This is a genomic window from Streptomyces sp. NPDC055189 (assembly GCF_053606765.1).
The window spans coordinates 1-19,752 of sequence record NZ_JBSGSG010000113.1 but is presented as its reverse complement, the minus strand read 5'-3'; the positions used below and the strand labels follow the sequence as shown (position 1 = coordinate 19,752).

At 71.2% G+C, this 19,752-nt stretch carries 18 protein-coding genes; 9 read left to right on the top strand and 9 right to left on the bottom strand.

Annotated features, from left to right (window positions below; all coding sequences use genetic code 11):
* Nucleotides 1-30: 30 nt before the first annotated feature.
* From ACWFR3_RS42325 to ACWFR3_RS42305, 5 genes are all read right to left on the bottom strand, one after another.
* The gene (locus tag ACWFR3_RS42325; protein WP_453740049.1) at nt 31-351 is read right to left on the bottom strand and encodes an SH3 domain-containing protein; all 321 of its coding nucleotides are present in this window, start codon (nt 349-351) and stop codon (nt 31-33) included.
* Between the two features lie 262 nt (nt 352-613).
* Nucleotides 614-2,467 (bottom strand): dihydroxy-acid dehydratase, encoded by a 1,854-nt coding sequence (gene ilvD / locus ACWFR3_RS42320; RefSeq protein WP_453740048.1) that lies wholly within the window; start codon nt 2,465-2,467, stop codon nt 614-616.
* Between the two features lie 157 nt (nt 2,468-2,624).
* Entirely contained in the window at nt 2,625-3,254 is a 630-nt protein-coding gene (locus tag ACWFR3_RS42315) for a TetR/AcrR family transcriptional regulator (protein WP_453740047.1), read from the bottom strand.
* A complete protein-coding gene (locus tag ACWFR3_RS42310; RefSeq protein ID WP_453740046.1) occupies nt 3,251-4,075 on the bottom strand; it encodes a sugar phosphate isomerase/epimerase family protein in 825 nt (274 codons plus the stop codon). The genes ACWFR3_RS42315 and ACWFR3_RS42310 overlap by 4 nt, the downstream gene beginning before the upstream one ends.
* A gap of 100 nt (nt 4,076-4,175) precedes the next feature.
* Nucleotides 4,176-5,105 carry a Ppx/GppA phosphatase family protein gene (locus ACWFR3_RS42305; protein WP_453740045.1) on the bottom strand — a complete coding sequence of 310 codons (930 nt, stop codon included), beginning with the start codon at nt 5,103-5,105 and terminating at the stop codon, nt 4,176-4,178.
* A gap of 71 nt (nt 5,106-5,176) precedes the next feature.
* On the opposite strand from ACWFR3_RS42305, the gene ACWFR3_RS42300 reads away from it, so the two are divergent.
* On the top strand, nt 5,177-6,007 hold the full coding sequence (locus ACWFR3_RS42300; RefSeq protein ID WP_453740044.1) for a hypothetical protein: 831 nt from the start codon (nt 5,177-5,179) through the stop codon (nt 6,005-6,007).
* Nucleotides 6,008-6,014: 7 nt separating this feature from the next.
* Here ACWFR3_RS42300 and ACWFR3_RS42295 read toward each other — a convergent pair whose 3' ends face one another.
* Entirely contained in the window at nt 6,015-7,763 is a 1,749-nt protein-coding gene (locus ACWFR3_RS42295) for a BACON domain-containing protein (RefSeq protein WP_453740043.1), read from the bottom strand.
* A 179-nt stretch (nt 7,764-7,942) separates the two neighbouring features.
* On the opposite strand from ACWFR3_RS42295, the gene radA reads away from it, so the two are divergent.
* Nucleotides 7,943-9,352 (top strand): DNA repair protein RadA, encoded by a 1,410-nt coding sequence (radA, locus tag ACWFR3_RS42290; RefSeq protein ID WP_453740042.1) that lies wholly within the window; start codon nt 7,943-7,945, stop codon nt 9,350-9,352.
* A gap of 79 nt (nt 9,353-9,431) precedes the next feature.
* Nucleotides 9,432-10,556 (top strand): DNA integrity scanning diadenylate cyclase DisA, encoded by a 1,125-nt coding sequence (disA, locus tag ACWFR3_RS42285; protein ID WP_190083935.1) that lies wholly within the window; start codon nt 9,432-9,434, stop codon nt 10,554-10,556.
* Nucleotides 10,557-10,635: 79 nt separating this feature from the next.
* Here disA and ACWFR3_RS42280 read toward each other — a convergent pair whose 3' ends face one another.
* On the bottom strand, nt 10,636-11,463 hold the full coding sequence (locus tag ACWFR3_RS42280) for a hypothetical protein (RefSeq protein ID WP_453740041.1): 828 nt from the start codon (nt 11,461-11,463) through the stop codon (nt 10,636-10,638).
* Nucleotides 11,464-11,647: 184 nt separating this feature from the next.
* On the opposite strand from ACWFR3_RS42280, the gene ACWFR3_RS42275 reads away from it, so the two are divergent.
* Nucleotides 11,648-12,304, top strand: coding sequence for a phosphatase PAP2 family protein (locus tag ACWFR3_RS42275; RefSeq protein WP_453740040.1), 657 nt, complete (start codon nt 11,648-11,650; stop codon nt 12,302-12,304).
* Between the two features lie 104 nt (nt 12,305-12,408).
* On the opposite strand, the gene ACWFR3_RS42270 is transcribed toward ACWFR3_RS42275, so the two are convergent.
* Together ACWFR3_RS42270 and ACWFR3_RS42265 are read right to left on the bottom strand one after the other, a co-directional pair.
* Nucleotides 12,409-13,062 (bottom strand): response regulator, encoded by a 654-nt coding sequence (locus ACWFR3_RS42270; RefSeq protein ID WP_453740056.1) that lies wholly within the window; start codon nt 13,060-13,062, stop codon nt 12,409-12,411.
* Between the two features lie 5 nt (nt 13,063-13,067).
* Nucleotides 13,068-14,666 carry a sensor histidine kinase gene (locus tag ACWFR3_RS42265; RefSeq protein WP_453740039.1) on the bottom strand — a complete coding sequence of 533 codons (1,599 nt, stop codon included), beginning with the start codon at nt 14,664-14,666 and terminating at the stop codon, nt 13,068-13,070.
* 408 nt (nt 14,667-15,074) lie between these two features.
* Here ACWFR3_RS42265 and ACWFR3_RS42260 point away from each other — a divergent pair, with 408 nt between their 5' ends.
* The 5 genes from ACWFR3_RS42260 to cseC all read left to right on the top strand — a co-directional run bounded on the left by ACWFR3_RS42260 (nt 15,075) and on the right by cseC (nt 19,702).
* Nucleotides 15,075-16,028, top strand: coding sequence for an A/G-specific adenine glycosylase (locus ACWFR3_RS42260; protein ID WP_453740038.1), 954 nt, complete (start codon nt 15,075-15,077; stop codon nt 16,026-16,028).
* A gap of 252 nt (nt 16,029-16,280) precedes the next feature.
* Nucleotides 16,281-16,829: a SigE family RNA polymerase sigma factor gene (locus tag ACWFR3_RS42255; RefSeq protein WP_190083940.1), complete on the top strand. Its 549-nt coding sequence runs from the start codon at nt 16,281-16,283 to the stop codon at nt 16,827-16,829.
* Between the two features lie 32 nt (nt 16,830-16,861).
* Nucleotides 16,862-17,482 (top strand): hypothetical protein, encoded by a 621-nt coding sequence (locus tag ACWFR3_RS42250; protein WP_453740037.1) that lies wholly within the window; start codon nt 16,862-16,864, stop codon nt 17,480-17,482.
* Between the two features lie 18 nt (nt 17,483-17,500).
* Nucleotides 17,501-18,214, top strand: coding sequence for a two-component system response regulator CseB (cseB, locus tag ACWFR3_RS42245; protein WP_453740036.1), 714 nt, complete (start codon nt 17,501-17,503; stop codon nt 18,212-18,214).
* 117 nt (nt 18,215-18,331) lie between these two features.
* Complete coding sequence (gene cseC, locus ACWFR3_RS42240) at nt 18,332-19,702, top strand: two-component system sensor histidine kinase CseC (protein WP_453740035.1); 1,371 nt, start codon at nt 18,332-18,334, stop codon at nt 19,700-19,702.
* The last annotated feature ends 50 nt before the right edge of the window (nt 19,703-19,752 follow it).

Genomic DNA, 19,752 nt, shown 5'->3' with positions numbered 1-19,752 from the left:
GCGGCCTCTGTACTGCTGGGGCCTGAGGGCTCAGCAGCGGGGTGCCACGTAGCCGCTGCTGCCTGTGCGGACGTATGTGTCCGAGACGTAGCGGCCGCTGCCGATGCGGTCCCAGAGTGTCGACGTGCCTCCCGGGCCCGTCACCTTCTCGCCCGGCTTCTGGCAGTGGATCGTTACTCGGCTGCCTGCCGCGAGGCGGCCTACCTTGCCGTAGGACGTGCCCGGGCCTGAGCGGACGTTGACCGCCGCGATGATCGGGTACGTCCTTGCCGCGGCGGATTCGATTTCCTCTGCGGGATCTGCGGGATCTGCGGCTTCTGCGGCTTCTGGCGTGATGACGTTCTCGCTCATGCTTCTCTCCCCCGTGAGCGGCGGCTCTCGGCCGCCCTTGGCATGTTCGTCACTTGGGGGACGCGTGAGCGAGGTGGGGTGGTTGCGGAGGCCGGGGTTCCTTTCCCCAACCCCGCCCCTACCCGAAAACTCGCTGGCACGAGGGCCTTGTACGTACCGTCATCACCGGCTCCGCCGAGTTCGTCCTCAAACTCCCCCAAGCTCTTAAAGAGCAGGGGGGACCCCCATGACGGGCTGAAATGCCCGCGACAAGCGGAAAGCGCTAGCCCAGCTTCGACACGTCCCGCACCGCGCCGCGGTCCGCGCTCGTGGCCATTGCCGCGTACGCGCGCAGGGCCGCCGAGACCTTGCGTTCGCGGTTCTTGGGGGCGTAGACGCCGCCGAGGGCCTCGCGGCGGCGGGTCAGTTCCGCGTCGTCGACGAGGAGTTCGATGCCGCGGTTGGGGATGTCGATGCGGATGCGGTCGCCGTCCTCGACCAGGGCGATCGTGCCGCCCGCCGCCGCCTCGGGGGACGCGTGGCCGATCGACAGGCCCGACGTACCGCCGGAGAAGCGGCCGTCCGTGACCAGGGCGCAGGCCTTGCCGAGGCCGCGGCCCTTCAGGAAGGACGTGGGGTAGAGCATCTCCTGCATGCCGGGGCCGCCCTTGGGGCCCTCGTAGCGGATGACGACCACGTCGCCTTCCTTGACCTGCTTCTTGAGGATCTTGTCGACCGCTTCTTCCTGCGACTCGCAGACCACCGCGGGACCCTCGAACGTCCAGATCGACTCGTCGACGCCCGCCGTCTTCACGACGCAGCCGTCCTCCGCGATGTTGCCCTTGAGGACCGCGAGGCCGCCGTCCTCCGAGTACGCGTGGGCCAGGTCCCGGATGCAGCCGCCGGCGGCGTCCGTGTCCAGGCTGTCCCAGCGCTTCGACTGGGAGAACGCGGTCGCCGAGCGCTCGCAGCCCGGGGCCGCGTGCCACAGCTCGACGGCCTCGGCGGAGGGCGAGCCGCCGCGCACGTCCCACGTGTCCAGCCAGTCCTTGATGGACTGGGAGTGGACCGTGTGCACGTCCTCGTTCAGGAGGCCGCCGCGGTACAGCTCGCCGAGGATCGCGGGGATGCCGCCGGCGCGGTGCACGTCCTCCATGTAGTACGTGCCGCCGGGCGCGACGTTCGGGGCGACCTTGGCCAGGCAGGGGACGCGGCGCGAGACCTCGTCCATGTCGGCCAGGGTGTAGTCGAGCTCGGCCTCCTGCGCCGCAGCGAGCAGGTGCAGGATCGTGTTCGTGGAGCCGCCCATGGAGATGTCGAGCGCCATGGCGTTGTCGAAGGCGGCGCGGGTGGCGATGTTGCGCGGCAGGACCGACTCGTCGTCGCCGTCGTAGTACCGCTTGGCGATCTCGACGACCGTCCGGCCCGCGTTCTCGTACAGCGCCTTGCGGGCGGTGTGCGTGGCCAGGACCGAGCCGTTGCCGGGCAGGGAGAGGCCGATGGCCTCGGTCAGGCAGTTCATGGAGTTGGCCGTGAACATGCCGGAGCAGCTGCCGCAGGTCGGACAGGCGTTCTCCTCGATGCGGAGGATGTCCTCGTCCGAGACGTTCTCGTCGACCGCGTCGCTGATCGCGTTGACCAGGTCGAGTTTTCGGACCGTGCCGTCCACCAGCGTGGCCTTGCCGGCCTCCATCGGGCCGCCGGAGACGAAGACCGTCGGGATGTTGAGGCGCAGGGCCGCGTTCAGCATGCCGGGGGTGATCTTGTCGCAGTTCGAGATGCAGATCAGGGCGTCGGCGCAGTGCGCCTCCACCATGTACTCCACCGAGTCCGCGATCAGGTCGCGGGAGGGCAGGGAGTACAGCATGCCGCCGTGGCCCATCGCGATGCCGTCGTCCACGGCGATCGTGTTGAACTCGCGCGGGATGGCGCCCGCCGCGACGATCGCCTCGGAGACGATCCGGCCGACCGGCTGGAGGTGGGTGTGGCCGGGCACGAACTCGGTGAAGGAGTTGGCGACGGCGATGATCGGCTTACGCCCGATGTCCGCGCCGGGTACACCGGAGGCACGCATAAGGGCGCGTGCGCCCGCCATGTTGCGGCCGTGGGTGACTGTGCGGGACCTGAGCTCGGGCATCGTCGCTCGCTCCTTCTGAGATCTCAGAGACATAGGAATCGACTGTTTTCGAGGGTACGCCGACCCTCCACGATCTGGACAGCCTGTCCGGATTGCGGGACAACTGTCTCGGTGAGCGGCTATGGAGTGCGGCTGTCCGCTCCCCGTCGCCGCCCCGTCAGGGGCCGGTCAGATGCCCCTGCACCACCGGCGCGATCCGCGCGATGATCGCCTCCGGGTCCGCGGAGGCCAGCGGCTCGACCTGGATCACGTACCGCAGCATCGCCGTGCCCACCAGCTGCGCGGCCGCCAGTTCCGCCCGCAGTTCCGCGTCCGGCTGATCGAGCCGGTTCGCCATCCTGCCGAGCAGCTGGGTGGCGATGAGGCGGCGGAAGACCGCGGCCGCCGTGTCGTTGTTCACCGCCGAGCGCACGATCGCGAGCAGCGGTACCCGGGTCGCGGGGTTCTCCCAGACGCCGAAGACAAAGCGTGTCAGGCGCTCGCCGACGCCGTCGAGCGGGCCCTCCTCGATCGCCGCCGGAGCGTCGAGCGAGGGTGCGAAGGCCACCTCGATCGACGCCTCGAAGACCTGCTCCTTCGTACCGAAGTAATGGTGCACGAGCGCCGAGTCCACCCCGGCCGCCTTGGCGATCCCGCGTACGGACGTCTTCTCGTACCCGCGCGCGGAGAACTCGGTGCGGGCCGCTTCCAGGATGCGGTCCCGCGTCGCAGGGCCCTCGGCGGACTGCGTACGGGACGGGCGTCCCCTGCGGCGGGGAGCCGCGTCGCCCGGTGAAGCCGAAGTCACGACCGGGGCACCTTCACCGCGGACGCCAGATGCAGCCGCGTATAGGCGAGTGCCTCGGCCAGGTCTGCCTCGCGCTCGGCGCTGGACATCGCGCGGCGCGTGTTGACCTCGATGACGACGTGCCCGTCGAAGCCGCTCGTCGCCAGGTGTTCCAGGAGCTCGGCGCACGGCTGTGTGCCGCGGCCCGGCACCAGGTGCTCGTCCTTGGCGGAGCCCTTGCCGTCGGCGAGGTGGACGTGCCCGAGGCGGTCGCCCATGCGGTCGATCATGTCCATCGCGTCCGTGCGGGCGGTCGCGGTGTGGCTGAGGTCGACCGTGAAGTGGCGGTAGTCGTCCTTGGTGACGTCCCAGTCGGGGGCGTACGCGAGCATCTCGCGGTCGCGGTAACGCCACGGGTACATGTTTTCGACAGCGAACCGGACGTCCGTCTCTTCGGCCATTTTCCAGATGCCGTCGACGAAGGCGTTCGCGTACCCCCGCTGCCAGCGGAAGGGCGGATGCACGACGACGGTCGACGCGCCCAGCTTCTCGGCGGCGGTCTGCGCGCGCTGGAGTTTCACCCAGGGGTCCGTGGACCACACGCGCTGCGTGATCAGGAGACACGGCGCGTGGATGGCCAGGATCGGGATCTGGTGGTAGTCGCTGAGTCTGCGCAGGGCCTCGATGTCCTGGCTCACGGGGTCGGTCCACACCATGACTTCGACACCGTCGTAGCCAAGGCGCGCGGCGATCTCGAAGGCCGTCGCCGTCGACTCCGGATAGACCGAGGCCGTCGACAGGGCGACCTTCGCATCCGGGATGCGCACCACTGGTTCTGCCACGAGGGACAGCGTACGGGCCATGCCCCGGCACCCGGGAGGTGGTCTCCCACACACCCGAGTCGTATGTGACGTACGTCTACTGGCGGGGGTACGCGCCCGGCTACGTCGGAAGATGGTCGAGCCTGCGCAGGATCACGCCCTCGCGCAGCGCCCACGGGCAGATCTCCAGGGTCTCGACGCCGAAGAGATCCATCGCACCCTCCGCCACGAGCGCCCCCGCCAGCAGCTGTCCGGCCCGCCCTTCGGAGACTCCGGGCAGTTCGGCGCGCTCCATGGCCGTCATCGCGGCCAGCTGCGGCACCCAGTCCTCCAGGGACTTCCGCTTCAGCTCACGCTGTACGTAGAGCCCCTCGGCGGAGCGCGCGGCGCCCGCGAGCCTGGCCAGCTGCTTGAACGTCTTCGACGTCGCCACGACGTGGTCCGGGGCGCCGAAGCGGCTGAACTCCCCCACCGTGCGGGCGATCTCGGCACGCGCGTGCCTGCGCAGTGCCTTCACGTCGGCGGGGTCCGGCGGGTCCTGGCTCAGCCAGGAAGACGTCAGACGACCCGCACCGAGCGGCAGGCTGACCGCCGCGTCCGGTTCCTCGTCGATGCCGTACGCGATTTCGAGCGAGCCGCCGCCGATGTCGATGACCAGGAGCTTTCCCGCCGACCAGCCGAACCAGCGGCGGGCCGCGAGGAAGGTGAGGCGGGCCTCCTCGGCGCCGGTGAGGACCTGGAGGTCGACGCCGGTCTCCTCCTTGACCCTGGCCAGGACCTGGTCGGCGTTGGTCGCCTCGCGCACCGCGGAGGTCGCGAACGGCAGCAGGTCCTCGACGCCCTTGTCCTCGGCGGCCTCCATCGCGTCACGGACGGTGCCGACCAGGAGGTCGACGCCCTCGGGGCCGATCGCCCCGGCGTCGTCGAGGAGTTGGGCGAGGCGCAGGTCCGCCTTGTGCGAGTACGCGGGCAGGGGGCGCGCGCCGGGGTGTGCGTCCACCACCAGCAGATGCACCGTGTTCGAACCTACGTCGAGGACACCGAGTCTCATATACGGAACGCTACTGCTCGTACGGCTGTCGCTGGTCCTCGGACCGGGTAGCGCGCGCATACCCTGGAGACGTGCCAAAGACGAAAAAGGCGAAGACCGACAAAACGAAGCCGAAGTCGAAGAATAAGCCGGGGAAGCCTGCGAAGGCGCAGCCGGACGAGAAGGGCCTCGACTTCGCCCGCGCCTGGGTGGAGTTCCCTGATCCGGCGGACGACGAGCAGGTCTTCCGCTGCGATCTGACATGGCTGACCTCTCGGTGGAGCTGCATCTTCGGCAGTGGCTGCCAGGGCATCGCGGCGGGCCGGGCGGACGACGGGTGCTGCACGCTGGGTGCCCACTTCTCCGACGAGGACGACGAGAAGCGGGTCGCCGAGTCCGTGGCGCGGCTCACGCCGGACATCTGGCAGCACCACGACATCGGCACGGAGACCGGCTGGGTCTCGACGGACGACGACGGCGAGCGCCAGACCCGCCCGTACAACGGCTCCTGCATCTTCCAGAACCGCCCCGGTTTCGCCGGGGGCGCGGGGTGCTCGCTGCACATCCTGGCGCTGAAGGAGGGGCGCGAGCCGCTGGAGACGAAGCCGGACGTCTGCTGGCAGTTGCCGGTCCGGCGGACCTACGAGTGGATCGACCGGCCCGACGACACCCGCATTCTCCAGGTGTCCATCGGGGAGTACGACCGGCGTGGCTGGGGTCCCGGTGGCCACGATCTGCACTGGTGGTGCACGTCTGCGACGTCGGCGCACGGTGCGGGTGATCCGGTGTACGTCTCCTACCGGCCCGAGCTGACGGAGCTGATGGGCAAGGAGGGGTACGACCGGCTCGCGGAGCTGTGCGAGGAGCGCCTCGCTTCTCAGCTTCCCTTGCTCGCTCCGCATCCGGCGGACCCCTCCCGCTGAGAACCGGCTAGCTGCCGCTCGGGCTCGGGTCGCCGCTGTCGCTCGGCGGGGGTGTCGAGTTGCCCGGGTCCGACGGGGTGGGAGTCGGGTCCGGGGTCGTCGGGGTCGGGTCCGGGGTCGTCGGCGTGGGGGTCGTCGGGTCCGGGGTCGTCGGTGTCGGCCGGGGCTTCGGTGGTGTCGTGGTCGGGCGGGGGCCGGGATGCGTCGGGCGCCCCGAACCGCTGCCGTACCCGCCGATCGAGATGATCGCTCCCGAGGGCGCGACGGAGACCCGGGCGCTCCAGTGCCCCGCGGGCTCCCGCGAGTGGTCGACGTACACCCTGATCGTGGACGTCTCCCCCGGTGCGAGCGTCCCGGACGACCGGCTCAGGTAGAGCCAGGGCGCCCCCGCGCTCGCCGACCAGTGGACCGGCTCGCCTCCCGACGCGGAGAGCGTGATCAGTGTCGTACCGCCGCTCGACTGCGCCGCGACCGTGAGGCGGCCGGCGCCGGTCCCCGAACGGGACGGCGGTGATCCGGAGCTGATGACCTCCACGGAGACGTCCGGCGAGCGGCTGCCCGCGGTGAAGCGGGGGTCGGGCGGGGTGTCGGCGTTGCCCGCGTTCTCGTAGTCCTCGGGCCTGCGGTCGCCGTTCGAACCGTCCGGCCCGGCGTCGCTCGCGCTGACCGAGCGGCCGTCCTGGCCCTCACCGGTCAGCGGCGCCCCGCGGTACGCCGCCCAGAGCGCGAGCACCGGCGCGGCCACCACGGTGGCGACGACCGTCGTCGTCACGACACGCGCGCGCATCCGGTCGCGGCGGGCGGCGTGGTCCTTGGGGTCCACCGGGAAGCCGCGCCGGTCGAAGCGCGGACCGCCGCCCCGCGCGCGCGGGACGTGCGCCATCGCCACGTGCACGGCGGCCCGCGGTGCCTCGATGACGGGCAGTGCGGCCGGGGAAGCGGCCGTGCCGGGCCAGGCGCCGGATCCGGCGCGCTCGGCGGTGCGGCGGCAGCGCGGGCAGTCGTCGACGTGCCGGACGAGCTCGCGGCGCAGGGCCGTGCCGAGGAGGAGTTGGTTGTCGCCGGTGAGGCGGGCGACGATCGGGCAGTTGCCGGTCTCCACGACGGCGAGCGCGGCCCGCGTGCGCTCCACCTCGCAGGCGGCGGACGCGAGCAGTTCGCGGGTCCTGCCGACGTCCATGCCGACGACCGCGGCGACCTCCTGCGGGGAGAGCTGGTGGCGCACGGCGAGCTCAAGGGCCTCGCGCTGCTCGGGCGTCGTGCCGGCGGCTTCCGGCCAGGCCAGCTGGGCGAGTTCGCGGCGGCGCCGCAGCTCCGTCTCGTCCGGCGGTGCCGGGGCCTCGGCGGACCCGGCGGACCCGGCGGACTGGGCGGACCCGGCGGGCTCGGACGCCTTCGGGACGCGGGATGCAGACCCGGAGGCGTGCGCGCCCTGCCGTTTGCGCTTCGCGTCGGCGAGTGCGCGCAGGCAGACCCAGCGGGCGAGTGCGTACAGCCAGGACTTCAGTTCGGCCTCGGTGGCCGGACCTCGTGAGCCGCGGCGCTCGGCGATGGCGAGCACGTCGCCCAGGGCGGCGGTCGCGGCTTCGTGATCGCAGAGCACGGACAGGCAGTACGTGAACAGGCCGTCCAGACAGGGCTCATAGCGTGCGGGCGGCGCCTGCGGCACCGAGCGGGGCACAACGCGCTGGCGCGCGTCACGATGCGCCCGGTGTGCGCCGGTTGCTTGCGTGGGGGTTTCCGGCCTGCTGCTCATCACCCGTGCGAAGTTAGGCGGATGATGCCGGGTCGTTCTTCCACCTTGAGCACATTTAATCCTTACGGGTGAACAGATCCCTCAAAAGGGGACAGGAACCCATGATTCCGGAACTGCTCCCGCCCTCGCGATCCGGCTCGCGTGCACCACTGTCAGTGCTGCCCGCTACGGTTCGGTTCATGGCTGCCCGTACTAAATCCGGCAAAGACCGGCCGTCCTACCGCTGCACCGAGTGCGGCTGGCAGACGGCCAAGTGGCTCGGCCGCTGCCCCGAATGCCAGGCCTGGGGCACGGTCGAGGAGTACGGGGCGCCCGCGGTCCGCACCACGGCCCCCGGCCGTGTCACCTCCTCCGCCCTGCCCATCGGCGAGGTCGACGGCCGCCAGGCCACCGCACGCACCACCGGAGTGCCCGAGTTCGACCGTGTCCTGGGCGGCGGCCTCGTCCCCGGCGCCGTGGTGCTCCTCGCGGGCGAGCCGGGCGTCGGCAAGTCCACGCTGCTCCTGGACGTCGCGGCGAAGTCGGCGAGCGACGAGCACCGCACGCTCTATGTGACCGGCGAGGAGTCGGCCAGCCAGGTCCGGCTGCGCGCCGACCGCATCAAGGCGATCGACGACCACCTCTATCTGGCGGCGGAGACCGATCTCGCTGCCGTCCTGGGTCACTTGGACGCGGTGAAGCCGTCCCTGCTGATCCTGGACTCGGTCCAGACGATCGCCTCTCCGGAGATCGACGGGGCGCCGGGCGGCATGGCCCAGGTCCGCGAGGTGGCGGGCGCCCTGATCCGCGCCTCCAAGGAGCGCGGCATGTCCACGCTCCTGGTCGGCCATGTCACCAAGGACGGGGCGATCGCGGGACCCCGCCTCCTGGAGCACCTGGTGGACGTCGTCCTGTCCTTCGAGGGCGACCGCCACGCGCGCCTGCGTCTCGTCCGGGGCGTCAAGAACCGTTACGGGACGACGGACGAAGTCGGCTGCTTCGAACTGCACGACGAGGGCATCACCGGCCTCGCCGACCCCAGCGGCCTCTTCCTCACCCGCCGCACGGAAGCCGTCCCCGGCACCTGTCTGACGGTCACGCTCGAAGGCCGCCGCCCCCTGGTCGCCGAGGTCCAGGCCCTCACCGTCGAGTCCCAGATCCCCTCCCCCCGGCGCACCACCTCCGGCCTGGAGACCTCACGCGTCTCGATGATGCTGGCCGTCCTGGAGCAGCGCGGCCGCATCACCGCACTCGGCAAGCGCGACATCTACAGCGCGACGGTCGGCGGCGTGAAGCTCACCGAGCCGGCCGCCGACCTCGCGGTCGCCCTCGCCCTGGCCAGCGCGGCGAGCGACACCCCGCTGCCGAAAAATCTCGTCGCGATCGGCGAAGTGGGCCTCGCGGGCGAGGTCAGACGCGTTACGGGAGTCCAGCGCAGGCTCGCGGAGGCACACCGCCTGGGCTTCACGCACGCCCTCGTACCGGCCGATCCGGGCAAGGTCCCGGCCGGTATGAAGGTCACCGAAGTCGCCGACATGGGGGACGCGCTGCGAGTCCTTCCGAGGTCGCGTCGCAGAGAGGCCCCACGGGAGAGCGAAGAGCGCCGGTAGACTTTGCCCTGGTCTCGTCCATCCGTACGAAGCAGTCGTGCGGACCGGGGCCGGGACAACCCGCGACCCGAGGAGTGCAGTGGCAGCCAACGACCGGGCGTCAGCTCCCGGCAAGTCCGGTGGAAGCTCCGGTGCGGACGGGCTGATGCGCGCCTCCCTGAGCGCGGTCGCTCCCGGCACGGGCCTGCGCGACGGACTCGAGCGCATCCTCCGCGGCAACACCGGAGGGCTCATCGTCCTCGGCTGGGACAAGACCGTCGAATCGATGTGTACGGGCGGCTTCATCCTGGACGTCGAGTTCACGGCGACGCGGCTGCGCGAGCTGTGCAAGCTCGACGGCGGCATCGTCGTCGACAAGGACATCACCAAGATCCTGCGGGCGGGCGTGCAGCTCGTCCCCGACCCGACGATCCCCACGGAGGAGACGGGCACCCGGCACCGCACCGCGGACCGCGTGTCCAAGCAGGTGGGCTTCCCCATCGTCTCCGTCTCCCAGTCCATGCGCCTCATCGCGCTCTACGTGGACGGGCAGCGCAAGGTCCTGGAGGACTCGGCGGCGATCCTGTCCCGCGCCAACCAGGCCCTCGCGACCCTGGAGCGCTACAAACTGCGCCTCGACGAGGTCGCGGGCACGCTCTCCGCCCTGGAGATCGAGGACCTGGTGACGGTCCGCGACGTCACCGCGGTCGCCCAGCGCCTGGAGATGGTGCGCCGCATCGCCACCGAGATCGCCGAGTACGTGGTGGAGCTGGGCACGGACGGCCGTCTTCTCGCCCTGCAGCTGGACGAGTTGATCGCGGGCGTCGAGCCCGAGCGCGAGCTGGTCGTCCGGGACTACGTGCCCGAGCCGACGGCGAAGCGTTCCCGCACGGTCGAGGAGGCGCTCTTCGAACTGGACGCGCTTTCGCACGCGGAGCTGCTCGAACTGCCCACCGTGGCCCGGGCCTTGGGCTACACCGGCTCTCCGGAGGCCCTGGACTCCGCGGTCTCCCCGCGGGGCTTCCGCCTCCTCGCCAAGGTGCCGCGCCTGCCCGGCGCGATCATCGACCGCCTGGTCGAGCACTTCGGGGGCCTGCAGAAGCTGCTCGCCGCGAGCGTCGACGACCTCCAGACCGTGGACGGCGTCGGTGAGGCGCGGGCCCGCAGCGTCCGGGAGGGGCTTTCGCGCCTTGCGGAGTCGTCGATCCTGGAGCGGTACGTCTAGAGCTGCGGTAATCGGGTGGGTGGGCGGGAGACCCCGCGCGGAGCGCGGAAAGACCACCCACCGAGCAGCAACCCGCAGATCAGCCCTCTTCAAGCACGAACGAGGCCTGCACCGACTTCAAGCCCGGGGACTTGGCCTCGACGAGGTAAGTCCCCGGCTTAGCGCTCCCCGCCGAAGGCGTTGCGCACTTCGGCTCGCTCCCGCGCCGGTCCCACTCCACGGTGTGCGTGACGCTCCCCTCGCCCGGCACGCGGAGCAGCAGGCTCCCGCCGCCTTCGGGGCAGTCCGCCGAGGACCAGATCTCCTTGTCGCTGTCGGCCTGCGTGATCGTGACGACCGTCTTCTTGCCGCCGAGATCCACCTTGCAGGCCTTGCCCGCGCTGTTGCTGGCGACGAGTTCGAACTTCGGCTTCTGACCGACCTCGTACCGGTTGTGAATGCTCCGCAGCTTCAACTTCACGTCGCCGCTGACACAGTTGGGGATGCTCGACCCCGCCGGAAGCTGTCCGCCCGCACCGCCGCCGCCCTTGGCGTCGTCGCCCGAGCCGCTGCCGTCGCCGTTGCCGCCGCCGGAATCACCCGAGCCGTCCGACCCCTCGGAGTCGCCGGAGCCGCCGCCCGAGTCACCGGAGCCGGAGCCGTCCCCGTCGCCCTCGTCGTCCGACTCGTCGCGTCCGCCGGGGTTTTGGCTGATGGCGGGCCCGGAACCGGAAGGTCCCGGAGTGATGGAGGTGGCCGGATCGGAGCCCGACGGACCGTCGGCGCCGTTCTTGCCGCCCCCGCCCCCCATGGTGAGTACCCACACGGCCAGCAGCGCCAGCAGCCCGATCAAGGACAGCAGAACGGCCCTCCGACGCCAGTAGATGGTGGAGGGAAGCGGCCCGACCGGATTGCGCAGTGATCCCACGGCCCAAACCTTACGAGAGATCTGCGACTTGTCCTGCCCCACCCGCCGCCCGGAGTCACAAAGTTTCACGATCATCATCTCGGAATGACCGACTCCGCTTTTCGACCCCTGTCTTTCGTCAGGGACTGTGACGGGTCGATCGCCGGATGTGACGATTCGGACCCACTACGTACCGTCCGTAATCATGGACACCATGACCGACGATCTCTATCGCGATGTCACCGACTTCGCCCACGACACCCCCACCTGGTTCCAGCACCTCGCCGAGGTGTGGACGGAGCTCGGCCTGCTGCTTTTCGGCGTGCTCTTCATCGTCGCCTGGTGGCGGGCGCGGCGCGGTGACCCGCGCGCCCTCGCGATAGCTGTTCTCGCGCCCCTCGTCACGGCGGTGGCGTACGTGTGCAGCGAGCTGCTCAAGTCCGCGATCACCGAGGAGCGCCCCTGCCGGGCTGTTTCCGGGGCGCTCAACTCGATCGTCGAGTGCCCGGCGTACGGCGACTGGTCCTTCCCCAGCAACCACTCGACGATCGCGGGCGCCGCTGCGGTCGGCCTCGCGCTCGCCTGGCCGCGGATCGCCGCGCTCACGCTGCCGATGGCCGTGCTCATGGCGTTCTCGCGGGTCTTCGTGGGCGTGCACTATCCGCATGACGTGGCCGTGGGCCTGCTGCTCGGAGCGGTGCTCGCCCTCATCCTCGTACGGGTGGCAACTCGCCCCGTGGCGCGGGTCGGCGAGGCGATGCGCGGGTCCTCGACGGGGGTCGTCAGGTGGTTCGCGGGGCCGGGGAGCCCCACGCGGCAGGCACCGACGTCGCACCGGCGGCCTGCGTCGCATCGCCGCTGAGGTGTCGCATCGCCGCTGAGGCGTTGCAACTCGCGTGGCGGGGGCGGGGCTTACCGGGGCTTCGTCAGTCGGGGCGGCTGGGGGTGAGGGCTTAAGGGGCGGCTTCAGAGTCGTACGAGGTCCGCCTCGTAGGCGACGATCGCCGCCTGTACGCGGTTCTTGACCCCGAGCCGGTCGAGTACCGCGCTCACGTACGCCTTGACCGTGCCTTCGACCAGATGCAGCCGGGCGGCGATCTCCGGGTTGGAGAGCCCCTCGCCGACGAGCCCGAGGACTTCGCGCTCGCGCGGGGTGAGGGCCGCGGTCCGGGCGCGGGCGTCGGCGCCCCGGACCGTGCGCCGGGCGCCGTATGCGTCGATGACGTGACGGGCCACTTTGGGCGAGAGGAACGCGGCGCCGCCGGCCACCGCGCGTACGCCCGCTATGAGTTCGTTCGGGTCGCCGGACTTCAGCAGGAATCCGGTGGCTCCGCCGCTCAGCGCACGCGCGACGTACGCGTCCTCGGAGAAGGTCGTCAGCATGGCGACCGCGGTGCCGGGCAGCGTCCGTACGATCTCCTCGCCCGCGGCCAGGCCGTCGAGGCCCGGCATGCGGATGTCGAGCAGCGCGACGTCCGGGCGGTGGGCCTGCGCGAGCGAGACGGCCTCGCGCCCGTCTCCGGCCTCCGCGACGACCTCGATGTCCTCGCCGGCGCCGAGGATCGCGCGGACGCCCGCGCGGATCATCGCCTCGTCGTCGGCCAGCAGTACGCGGATCACGGCACTCACTCTCTCTTCTGTTGCACTTCGCCGCCGACCCCGGCCTTGGGGATCACGCTCTTCTCCAGGATGACCCCGTCCTTGAAGCAGATCCGGAAGTGCTCGACGGTGACGAAGAGTTCACTGCTTGCTCGGTAGTAGCGGCAGTCCGCGCCGCCGGGGGGCGGGGTGGGGGCGCGCTCTTCGGGCGGATCGGTCGCGGTTCTGGCGGGCAGGAGCCGGCCGGCTTCGGTCTGTGTCTGGCCGACCTCGAGCCGGGCGTAGTCGGCGGGTTCGAGAACGGCCTGCGATCTGGAGTACGCGTACCAGGCGAAGGCGCCGCCCACGAGGAGTGCTCCGGTGGCCAGGGCGGCTCCGAAGGCCAGTACGGTCCGGCGTCTCGCGTACGCGGGGGCGGAGCCGGCACGGGCGAGCCTCACCGGGAGCGGTTCCCCGCCCTCGGTGGGGAACCGTGCGACGACGCGGAATCCGTCGTCGTGCGGCCCCGCGTCGAGGGTGCCGCCCAGATCTTCGACCCTGGCCCGCAGGCCTACGAGGCCGGAGCCGACGCCGGGGCCCGAACCCGGTTCCTTGGCGGGCCCGTTGGTGACGACGACGGCTGTCGCCCTCACCTCTACGGTGACGGAGGCGCCGGGGGCGTGCTTGGCTGCGTTGGTCAGGGCTTCCTGGACGATTCGGTGGACGGTTCGTTCGGTTTCTTCTGTGGCGGTCGAATCCGGGGTGGTCTCTTCCGTGGCGGTCGATCTCGGTCCGGGCGATTTCGTACGGTGATCCTTCGCGTCCCCCGCTATGTACCGGACCGGCAGTCCGGAGTCGGCGGCGCGCTCGACCAGGGCCCGCACGCTTTCGCCCGCCGGGGCGAGCGGGGCGACCTCGTCACCCTCTTCCCTCAGCAGCCCGATGATCTCGTGCAGCCGGTCCGTGGCGTCCGACGCGGCCACGCGCAGGTCGGCTGCGGCGCCTCGGTGCCGTTCCGGCAGATCGGCGGCCACCTGGAGTGCGCCTGCCCTTACCGCGATGAGGCTCAGTTCGTGTCCCAGGGAGTCGTGCATGTCCTGGGCGATCCTGGCCCGTTCGCGCAGGCGGGCCCGGTCGGCGACGATGCGCTGCTCGCGCTCAAGCTGGGCGGCGCGGGCCCATCCCGCGGCGGCGAGTTCGCGGCCCTGGCGGAGGTAGCGGCCCGCGAGCCACGGGAAGACCGCGCCGAAGAGCAGCGTCCCCATGAGGACGAGCCACTCCACGACGGGGTCGACGCCCCGTACGACGATCTTGGCCGTGCCCAGCAGGGCGATGGCCCCGAAGAGGAGCAGCGCGGGCCGGACGCGGGTGGCTTTGCGGCCCATGAGCAGGGCGAATACCGCGAGGGCGGTGCCGTACGAGAGCGTGAACAGGGAGGGCGCCGCCGCGAGCTCCAGGCCTGCGGCTGCCGCGAAGCCCACCTGGGGCCAGCGGCGCCAGACTGCTGCGGCGAGGCCCAGTACCGCGATTCCCGCCGCCTGCTGCCAGGCCGGGCGGGGCTCGTTCAGGCCCATCCGGTCCACTGTCAGCGCGGGCAGGGCCAGCGCTGCCCAGAGGAGGGCGTCCTGTCCTCGGCTGCTCTTCACTTCCGTGACGCTACTTGGCGCCCTGCGGCGGCCGCCCCTGCCGATCGTCAGGTCCTCGCCCTTGAGCGGCCAGTGCTCTCCCACCCACCCACCCGTTGCCCTGCGGGGTAACGGGTGGGTGGGCGGGAGACATCCGCCGCGAAGCGGCGGGCTTGTAGAGGGTGCGGCGAGGGCTGTGCCCGTGAGGTGGGCGGACTTGGAGCGTGGGGGGCGAACCCCACGGGACGCGGAGCGAGGCAGCCGCAGAGACGGGCGTGACCCCACAGGCCGGGAGTCGGCAGAGCCGCAGAGGCGGGCCAGTGCACCCCGCAAGCCACGGGCGGGGTATCCAATCGGCTCACCCCGGCAGAGCGAAACCCGCCCCGCCTGGCCCGCCCCCCGCCGCCCCCATGGCAGGATCGTCTTGCCATGACTGCGCCCACGAAGCCCATGCCGCAAATGCCGCCCACGCCAATGTCCGACAGCCACGAGCCCGCCCCTGAGCCCGCCGGCGAGGCCCTGCACGGTTCCGTCATCGCCTGGTTCGACGCGAACGCCCGCGATCTGCCGTGGCGTCGGGCCGACGCCGGGCCCTGGGGTGTGATGGTCAGTGAGTTCATGCTGCAGCAGACGCCCGTAAGCCGCGTCCTGCCCGTGTACGAGCAGTGGATCGCCCGCTGGCCCCGCCCCGCCGACCTCGCCAAGGAAGCCCCGGGCGAGGCCGTCCGCGCCTGGGGACGCCTCGGTTACCCCCGCCGCGCCCTGCGGCTGCACGGCGCCGCCGTCGCCATAACGGAACGGCACGGCGGCGACGTACCCGCCAAGCACGCGCAGCTGCTCGCGCTGCCCGGCATCGGCGAGTACACCGCCGCTGCCGTGGCGTCGTTCGCGTACGGGCAGCGGCACGCCGTCCTCGACACGAACGTGCGCCGCGTGTTCGCGCGCGCCGTCACCGGCGTCCAGTACCCCCCGAACGCCACCACCGCCGCCGAGCGCAAGCTCGCCCGCGCCCTGCTCCCCGACGACGAACGCACCGCGTCCCGCTGGGCCGCCGCGTCCATGGAGCTCGGCGCCCTCGTCTGCACCGCCAAGAACGAGAGCTGCAACCGGTGCCCCATCGCGCAGCAGTGTGCGTGGCAGGCCGCCGGCAAGCCGGCGCATCAGGGGCCCGCCCGCCGGGGGCAGACCTACGCGGGCACCGACCGCCAGGTCCGCGGCAAGCTGCTCGCGGTGCTCCGGGAGGCCGTGGCTCCCGTACCGCAGGCGGCCCTCGACCGGGTGTGGGACGAGCCGGTGCAGCGGGCCCGCGCGCTGGACGGGCTTGTCGCGGACGGTCTCGTGGAGCCGCTCGCGGAGGGGTTCTACCGCCTCCCCCTGACCTGAGAAGGGCCTGGGAAGGGGCTGGGAAGGGCCTCGGAAGGGCCTGGGGAGACCTGAACAAGGCCTGAGTCAGGCCTGAGAGAGGCCTGAGCGAGGCCTGAGAAGCCCCTCCTTTACGTTCCGCCTACTTCTGTTACACAACCGACGGAAGGCCGTGCGCCCTCCGCTGGCTGCTCCGCACAGCCTCGTGACAACGCCTCCGTAGCTTCATATCCGTACCGCACAAGCGGTGTCGGTGAACGGAGGCGGTTAGGTATGGCGCACGGTGAGGTGCTCGAGTTCGAAGAGTACGTCCGCACTCGGCAGGACGCCCTCCTGCGCAGTGCCCGGCGCCTGGTCCCCGACCCCGTCGACGCCCAGGACCTTCTGCAGACCGCTCTCGTGCGGACGTACGGCCGCTGGGACGGCATAGCCGACAAGCGGCTCGCGGACGCTTATCTGCGCCGCGTCATGATCAACACGCGTACGGAGTGGTGGCGGGCCCGCAAGCTCGAAGAGGTCCCCACCGAGCAGCTGCCCGACGCGTCCGTGGAAGACTCCACGGAACAGCATGCGGACCGCGCCCTCCTGATGGACATCATGAAGGTGCTCGCACCCAAGCAGCGCAGCGTCGTCGTGCTGCGACACTGGGAGCAGATGTCCACAGAGGAGACGGCCGCGGCACTCGGCATGTCCGCGGGAACGGTCAAGAGCACCCTGCACCGGGCGCTCGCCAGGCTCCGCCAGGAGCTGGAGAGCCGGGACCGCGAAGAGCCCGCCACCGGCGCGCTCGAACGTGAGGAGCGGGAGCGTTGCGCGGCCTAAGTACCCGGGCTTGCAGGACGACCGGCAGGACGTTGAAGGCGGGGAGCGCGGCAGGGATCGCGCTCGCCGCCATCGGCCTTTCGCTCACCGCCTGCTCGACCGGCGGCTCCGGCGCCAGGGACGAGGGCCCCGGCAACCGGGGCGAGACGGTGATGACCCCGTCGCCGTCCCCGACACCCTCCGAGGCGTCCGCGCCCTCGCCGCCCTCCACCCTCGAAGCGGTGAAGCTCGTCAAGGACGACCCGAAGGTGAGCCAGGCGGTCAAACGCGACCTGAAGCCCTGTGTCGCCGACGAGTATCCGGTCGACGTCTCGTACGGCAACCTGACCGGAGGATCCGCCTCCGACGTCGTCGTGAACATCATGACCTGCGGCGACGCGGTCGGTACCAGTACCTACGTGTATCGCACCGAGGGCAAGAAGTACGAGAATGTCTTCCAGGACGAGGAGCCACCCGTCTACGCGGAGATCGACCGGGGCGAGCTGGTGATCACCAAGCAGCTGTACGCGGAGGATGATCCGGTGTCGTATCCCTCGGGCGAGGTCGTCATCACGTACGAGTGGGCGGCGAACCACTTCCGGGAGACGGACCGCATCCGCAATCACTACAGCAGCGCGGCGGGCAGCGATGCTCCCGCTCCCACGGAGAACTGAGAGAACTGGAAGCCCCCGATGGCAGAGCACACCCATGTCCTGTTCGTCGAGGATGACGACGTCATCCGCGAGGCGACGCAGCTCGCGCTCGAACGGGACGGGTTCGTCGTCACCGCGATGCCCGACGGCCTGAAGGGCCTGGAGGCGTTCCGCGCCGACCGCCCGGACATCGCGCTGCTCGACGTGATGGTGCCGGGCCTGGACGGCGTCTCGCTGTGCCGCCGTATCCGCGACGAGTCCACGGTCCCGGTGATCATGCTCTCGGCGCGTGCCGACTCCATCGATGTCGTGCTCGGCCTTGAGGCGGGGGCCGACGACTACGTGACCAAGCCCTTCGACGGCGCCGTCCTGGTGGCCAGGATCCGCGCCGTGCTGCGCCGCTTCGGCCACGCGAGCGGCCCCGACTCGGGGGCGCCCGCCGCGGGTGAGGGCGGCTCGCCCGACGGCGGTGTGCTGCACTTCGGCGATCTGGAGATCGACACGGAGGGTATGGAGGTCCGCAAGGACGGCGCCACGGTGGCGCTGACACCGACCGAGATGCGTCTGCTGCTCGAATTCTCCTCCGCGCCCGGCACGGTCCTCTCCCGCGACAAGCTCCTGGAGCGCGTGTGGGACTACGGCTGGGGCGGTGACACCCGCGTCGTCGACGTCCATGTGCAGCGTCTTCGTACGAAGGTCGGCCAGGACCGCATCGAGACGGTCCGCGGCTTCGGCTACAAGCTCAAGGCGTGAACCGGCGGCATGGCTGAAGTGAACGGCGCGGCTGAGCTGCGTGGCTCGGCCGATCTGCAGGGCGCGGCCGATCTGCAGGGCGCGGCTGACTCGAACGGCGCATCCAGGGGGGCGTATATGAGCAGGTGGAAGGTGGCCGCGCTGCGCGCCCGCTTCCGCGCGGCGTTCGGCTCCCGCCTGCGCACCGGCGTGCGCTGGAAGATCAGCGCGGCGATCGCGCTCGTCGGGGCGCTCGTCGCGGTGGCGCTGAGCCTGGTCGTGCACAACGCGGCGCGCGTATCGATGCTCGACAACGCGCGCGACGTCCAGGACGAGCGGATCCTGTACGCCCAGCGGATCTACGAGACGTCCGGGCGCACGTCGCAATTCGGCATGAAGATCGACGACCCGACGATGCCCAAGGAGCTCCTGACGAAGGTGCTCGCCGGGCGCCGCGCGACATACGTGGAGGACCACTCGGGCGGTGTGCCGGACATCTGGGCGGCGGTGCCGCTGAGCGACGGCCACATCCTCTCGCTGCACACCCGCTTCACCGACCGCAGCACGACCGTCATGCGGGACCTCGACCAGGCCCTGGTCATAGGGTCCATCTCGGTGGTCTTCGGCGGCTGCGCGCTCGGCGTGCTCATCGGCGGCCAGCTCTCGCGGCGCCTGCGCAAGGCCGCGACGGCCGCGCAGGAGGTCGCCCGGGGGCAGACGGACGTCAGCGTACGAGATGCCATCGGCGGTGTCGTACGCGATGAGACCGACGATCTGGCGCGCTCGGTGGACGCGATGGCGGATGCGCTCAAGCAGCGTCTCGAAGCCGAGCGCCGGGTGACGGCCGACATCGCGCACGAGCTGCGTACGCCGGTGACCGGGCTGCTCACGGCGGCCGAGCTGCTTCCGCCGGGCCGTCCGACGGAGCTGGTCAGGGACCGGGCGCAGGCGATGCGCACGCTCGTCGAGGACGTACTGGAAGTGGCGCGCCTGGACAGCGCGGCCGAGCGTGCCGAGCTGCAGGACCTGATGCTCGGCGAGTTCGTGACGCGGCGGATCGCGGTGCTCAACTCGGACGTGAGCGTGACGGTGGTGCACGAGTCGGAGGTCACCACCGACCCGCGCCGCCTCGAACGCATCCTGGGCAACCTCCTCGCCAACGCGGCCAAGCACGGGAAGCCGCCGGTCGAGGTCAGCGTCGAGGGCCGCGTGGTACGGGTCCGCGACCACGGGCCCGGCTTCCCCGCGGGCCTCCTGGAGGAGGGCCCGAGCCGTTTCCGCACCGGCAGCACGGACCGGGCGGGCGTCGGCCACGGCCTGGGTCTGACGATCGCCGCGGGCCAGGCGCGGGTGCTCGGCGCGCGGCTCACGTTCCGCAATGTCACCCCGGCGGGCGCGGGCCCCGACGACCCGGCGGAGGGCGCGGTGGCAGTCCTCTGGCTCCCGGAACACGCCCCGACGAACACGGGCAGCTATCCGATGCTGCAGCTGCCGAAGAAGTACCAGTAGCCGCCGGGCAAGGCGGCAGCACGCAGCAACGGGCCCCCGGCACCAGAAGG